Raw genomic sequence first — 6,220 nt, 5'->3', positions numbered from 1 at the left:
GTACGCGCCGCATACGCCACCATCACATCCCGCACCAACGGACCCATCGACGACGCATCCGCCGCAATGTGATGCACCACCACCGCCAGCACATACGTCTCGGGCGCTCCGTCGACCTGGATGAGGACGGCCCGCAACGGCACCTCGGCCGTCACGTCGAACGGAGTCGCCGCCAAGGCGTAGACCGCGCTGGCCACGTCCGACTCGGCCAGCACCCGCGGAGTGAGATCCAAGGCGACCTGCCCGGCGGGCAACACCAGCTGCACCGGACCGTCGACCGTCTCCGGATACACCGTGCGCAGTACCTCATGGCGCACGACCACATCCTGTAGCGCCGCACCCAGCGCGGCGACATCTAACGCACCGGTCAACCGCAACGCGAACGGCAGGTTGTAGGCCGCCGAACCGATCTGCTCCGCGGCCTCATCGGACTGATCGAAGCGATTGAGGAACCACATCCGCCGCTGCGCCAACGACAACGGCAACCGCTCCGGCCGGGCGATACTGCCCAACTCCACGCGCTCACCGTGCGTGTGCGACTCCAGCGCCGCCGCCAATCCCGCCACCGTCGGAGTCTCGAACAGCGTCCGCACCGGCACGCGGCCACCGACCGCCGCGCCGAGACGCGCCACGACTTGGGTGGCGACCAGCGAATTACCGCCGAGCGCGAAGAAGTCGTCATCCGCGCCGACCCGGGTCACACCGAGCACCTCGCCGAACACACCCGCCACGATCTCCTCGATCGCGCTCGAGGGCGCACGGAAGTGCTTGGTCTCGAAGGTGGGCTCCGGTAGCGCCTTACGGTCCAGCTTGCCGCTGGAGTTCAGCGGGAACGCCTCCAGCGCCACGATGGCGCCCGGAACCATGTAGGCGGGCAACGTCTCACCGATCGCGGAGCGCAGTTCCTGCGTGTCGATCCGGGCTCCCGGAGCGGGGACGACATAAGCCACGAGTTGGTCGCCCAGCGATGAAGGCGACACGAGCGCCACCGCCTGGCTCACCGAAGGCTGCGCCAGCAGCGCCGTCTCGATCTCGCCCAGCTCGATCCGCTGCCCACGGAACTTCACCTGGAAATCGGTCCGGCCGAGATAGTCGAGGACCGCGTCGTCGGCGTCCTTGCGCCATACGACGAGGTCACCGGTGCGGTACATCCGGTCGCCGTTGCCGAAGGGGTTGGCGACGAAGCGGTCCGCGGTGAGATCGGGACGCCGTACATAACCGCGGGCCAGCTGATCACCGGCGAGGTACAGCTCACCGGGCACACCCACCGGTACCGGCCGCAACCACGAGTCCAGGACGTACACCTGGGTGTTCCACTGCGGCAGACCGATCGGCACGCTGCGCTCGTCCGCCGACGCGGGCCAGTAGGTCACCGAGACCGCCGCCTCGGTCGGGCCGTACAAGTTGTGCACAGCGGCGTCGGACACCGCGTGCATGGCTCCCACGGTCTCCGGGGGCAGCGCCTCGCCGATCACGAAGATGTGTTTCAGCGTCGGGCAGCTGCCGGGCGCGGTGTGCGCGGCGAAGACGGTCAGCATGGACGGCACGAAGTCCGTCACCGTCACGCCCTGCGCCGCAATGGTTTCCGCGACGTAGGCGGGGTCGCGGTGCCCGTCCGGCGTGGCGACGACGAGCTTCGCTCCCGCACGCAACGGCATGAAGTAGCCCCACAGCGAGACGTCGAACGTCGTCGCCGTCTTCTGCAGGTACACGTCGTCCGGACCCAGCGGGTATTCCGCCAGCATCCACGCGATCTGGTTGTCGATCGCCGCATGGGACACCGCGACGCCCTTGGGCCTGCCGGTCGATCCCGACGTGAAGATCACGTACGCCGGGTGCTCCGGCAGCACCGGACGCAGCAGTTCCTCCGGGCGAACCGGGCTGTCGTCGAAGCCGTCGAGATCCAGGGTGTCGACGGCGAGCGTCCGGACGTCCTCGGGCAGGGCCGCGGCGTCGGCGCTGGTCGTCACGACACAGAGGGGGCGAGCGGTGTCGAGGATGTGCGCGATGCGTTCGGCCGGATGATCCGGATCCAACGGCACATACGCCCCACCCGACGCCACCACCGCATACATCCCCACCACGAGATCCAACGACCGCCGAACCGCCAACCCCACCAACGACTCCGCACCCACACCCTGCGAAATCAACAAACGCGCCAGCCGATTCACCCGCGCATCGAACTCACGATAAGTCAGCTCGGCGCCCTCGTAAGCAACGGCGATCCGTTCCGGATTCGCTTCGACGGCACGGCGGTATCCGTCGAGCAGCAATTCGGAGCGGACGGGGTAGCGGGTGTCGTTCCACTCGTGCAGGATTCGATCGCGCTCGACCACGCTGAGCAGGTCGATGCCGCCCAGTGCGCGATCGGGGTCGGCCGCGACCGCGCGCAGCAACCGGTTCAGGCGCGCCGCGAATTCGGCGACCGAACCCTCATCGAAAAGGTCGGTGGCGTAAGTGAACATGGCGGCCAGGCCCGCGTCCGGACCTTCCTGCGGCGTCACCGTCAGCTGCAGATCGAATTTGGCCACCGCGCCGTCGAGTTCGACCGCGCCGACCGACAGGCCGGGCAGCTCGAGCTCCGCTCGGTCCATGTTCTGGAAGAACAGCGCCACCTGGAACAGCGGATGATGCGCCTGCGAGCGGACCGGGTCCAGCACCTCGACCAGCCGCTCGAACGGCAACTCGGCATGCGAGAAGGCGGCGAGGTCACGTTCCTTGGTCACCGCCAGCAGTTCGGCGAACGAGGCCGCCGGATCCACCGCGGTCCGCAACACGAGCGTGTTGACGAACATGCCGACCAGATCGTCGAGTTCGGCCTCGCCGCGGCCCGCGACCGGCGTGCCGATGGTGATGTCGGCGGAGCCGGACAATCGGGCGAGCAACGCCGCGAAAGCGGTGTGCACGACCATGAACAACGAGGCGCCGTTCGCGTGCGCGAGCTCGTCGAGCCGGGCCCGGGTGGGTGCGTCGACGGTGAAGGTGAAGACGCCTCCGCTTCCGGATGCCGCGGCGGGACGCGGCCGATCCGTGGGGAGATCGATCCGGTCCGGAATGTCCGCGAGAGTCTCACGCCAGAAGGCGATCTGCGTCGCGGCCACGGAACGGGGGTCGTTCTCCTCGCCCAGCACGGCGCGCTGCCACAGCGTGTAATCCGCGTACTGCACCGGCAGCGGTTCCCAGCCGGGTGCGGTGCCCGCGCTGCGCGCTATGTAGGCGGTCATCAAGTCGCGCACCAGCGGCGCTATCGAGGTGCCATCGGCCGCGATGTGGTGCACGACGACGGCGAGGACGTAGTCGTCGGGACCGGTCCGCGCGAGCGAAAGCCGCAACGGCACCTCGGCCGCGACATCGAAACCGGTGGCGGCGAACGTACGCAGCCAGTCCGGGAGTTCCCCGGCGGGCAGGTCGTGCGGCGTCAGGTCCGGCGTCGCCTCCGCGGCGGGCAGCACCACCTGATGCCCGGTACCGTCCACCGCCGGATACACCGTCCGCAACGTCTCATGACGCCCGACCACATCCGCCACGGCCGCCTGCAACGCCGCCACATCCAACACACCCGACAACCGCACCGCGAACGGAATATTGTTCGCCGCGGACCCGGTATCGAACTGATTCAAAAACCACATCCGCCGCTGCGCCAACGACAACGGCACCCGCTCCGGACGCTGCAGCGCCACCAACGCCGGACGTGCCGCGCCGGTGTCGAATTCGGCGAGCCGGGCCGCCAGCAGCGCGACCGTCGGCGCTTCGAACACCGTGCGCGCCGGCACCCGCGCGCCGATCGACGCCCCGAGCCGGGCCGCTACCTGCGTCGCGATCAGGGAGTTGCCGCCCAGCTCGAAGAAATCGTCGTCCGCGCCGATCTCGTCGCCCGCGCTGAGCAGGTCGGCGAACACACCCGCCACCAACTGCTCGAGCGCACCCGACGGAGCGCGGAATTCCTTGGTCTGCAACTGCGGAGCGGGCAGGGCCCGACGATCCAGCTTGCCCACCGGGGTCAGCGGGATCTCGTCCAGCACGGTGAGGGAGGTCGGCACCATGTGCACCGGCAGGCTGCGCTCGGCGTGCGCGATCAGCTCGTCGATGTCGATCGAGTGTCCGCTCGCGGCATGCACGTAGGAGGCGAGAATCGTCGCGCCGCTGTCCAATTGGTGGCCGACGGTGACCGCGAAATCCACCGTCTCGTGCGCCGCCAGCACCGCATCGATCTCACCGAGCTCGATACGGAAACCGCGAATCTTCACCTGGAAATCGTTGCGGCCCAGATACTCCAACTCGCCACTCGGCGTCCAACGCACCAGATCACCGGTGCGATAGAGACGAGAGTGATTCGGGTCGAAGGGGTTCGGGACGAAACGCACGGCGGTGAGGCCGGGGCGCAACTGGTAGCCGCGCGCCAACTGGGGTCCGCCGATGTACAACTCGCCGACCACGCCGATCGGGACCGGCACCAGTCGCTCGTCCAGCACATACTCGGTGGTCGCCTGGATCGGCGCGCCGATCGTGACCGGCTGCCCCGGCACCAGCGGCGCGCTGATGTTCGTCATGATCGTGGTCTCGGTCGGGCCGTACCCGTTGTAGAACTCGCGATCTCCGTCGGCGAGCGGGCGCACCCAGCGCCGCACCAGCTCCGGCGGGCACGCCTCGCCACCGGCCACCACCACACGCAACTCGTCCAACCCCGCCGGATCCACCGACGCCAGCGCGGCCGGGGTGATGAACGCGTGCGTGACGGCCTCCCTGCGCAGGAGCGCGGCCAGCTCGTCACCGCCGTACACCGTCGGCGCGACCACGACCATGGTGGCCGCGCCACCCAGCGCGAGCAGCAACTCCAGCACCGACGCGTCGAACGACGGCGACGCGAAATGCAACGTCCGCGACGCACTCGTCACCCGATACCGATCACGCTGCTCGGCACAGAAACCCGCCAAACCCGCCTGCGTGACGACCACACCCTTCGGCATGCCGGTCGATCCCGACGTGTAGATGACGTAGGCAGGATGTTCGGCGCGCAATTGGCGCAGCCGATCCGCGTAGGTGACCGGTTCGGTCGGGTAGTCCTCCAGCTGCCTGGCGCAGGTGTCGGAATCGATCACCAGCCATTCGATTTCGTTGGGCAGGTCCTCCACCACACGCGCGACGGTGAGTCCGAGCACGGCGCCGGAGTCCTTCACCATGTGCTCGACCCGGTCGGCCGGATAATTCGGATCCACCGGAACGAACCCCGCACCGGTCTTGGCCACCGCCCACACCGCGACCACCGACTCCACCGAACGCGGAACACCGACCGCGACCAGATCCTCCGGACCCACCCCACGATCGATCAACAAACGCGCCAAACGCGTGGATTCGGCGTCGAGTTCCGCGTAGGTGAGTTGTCCGCGTGAGCTGACCGCGTCGGCGAACACGACCGCGGTACCGGTCGGATTCGCCTCGACGGCGGTTGCCATCAGCTGCGGAAGGGTAGTGACTCTAGGTCGCCGGGTGCGTGTGGGCCGCACCCGCGCGGGCCGCGTCACGCGAGCCCCGCTTCGTCCCTGGTCCCCCATCCCTGAGCCGGCAGACTATTCCCCGACAAGCGAAACATGAAAACTCTGCACATCCTGCCTGTAAGAACACGTCCATGACACATTTCCAGCGGACACCCTGATACTCCAAACCAACCAGCTGTGTCCATGGTCACACAACTGGTGGCTCGTGTCCGGCCGCGAATCGATTCACTCGCTACCGAGCAGCTCGGTGAGCTCGACGATAGCGGCCACATCGGCCCACGGCCCCGCCGGTACGGCGCCGACACCATTGTCCAGCACCACAGCGTGCAAATCCTCCAGGGCCGTCGGGTCGAGGGCGTCCAGCCCGGTCCGATCGGTCACCAGATGGGTTACCCACTCGTCGGCCAGCGACTCCGTCAGCGCGCCGTCCGCACCGACCAGCACCACCGACGCGCCCACCGATCCCGCGGCGACCACCTCGATCAGCGCGGCGGGCGACTGCGGGCTGCCGTGCTGGAAGGTGCGCGATTCGAAGGTCAGCTCGGTGCGGGCGCGCAGCCGTCCGGCCGCCGTGGCCAAGTCGTCGTAGCTGAGCACCTGCGCGCCGACGAACGCCGGGTCGGTGCCGCGCAGCGCCCGGGTGCGGTGTGCGTAGGTGACCGGGCGGGGTGATTCGGCGGCGATCTCGGCGATGACGGCGGGGTCGTCGAGGGCGAGCCAGTCGA

Annotated in this window: 2 protein-coding genes; both read right to left on the bottom strand. The window is 68.5% G+C overall.

What is annotated here, in order from left to right:
* Positions 1-5,453, bottom strand: a 5,453-nt coding sequence (locus ACWEO7_RS37575) for an amino acid adenylation domain-containing protein (protein ID WP_452430395.1), incomplete at its 3' end; no start/stop codon positions are given.
* A 267-nt stretch (positions 5,454-5,720) separates the two neighbouring features.
* The coding region (locus tag ACWEO7_RS37570; protein WP_452430393.1) for a hypothetical protein at positions 5,721-6,220 on the bottom strand (500 nt) is incomplete at its 5' end.

This window comes from Nocardia sp. NPDC004260, assembly GCF_053603155.1.
This window is presented reverse-complemented; position numbering and strand designations above follow the sequence as displayed.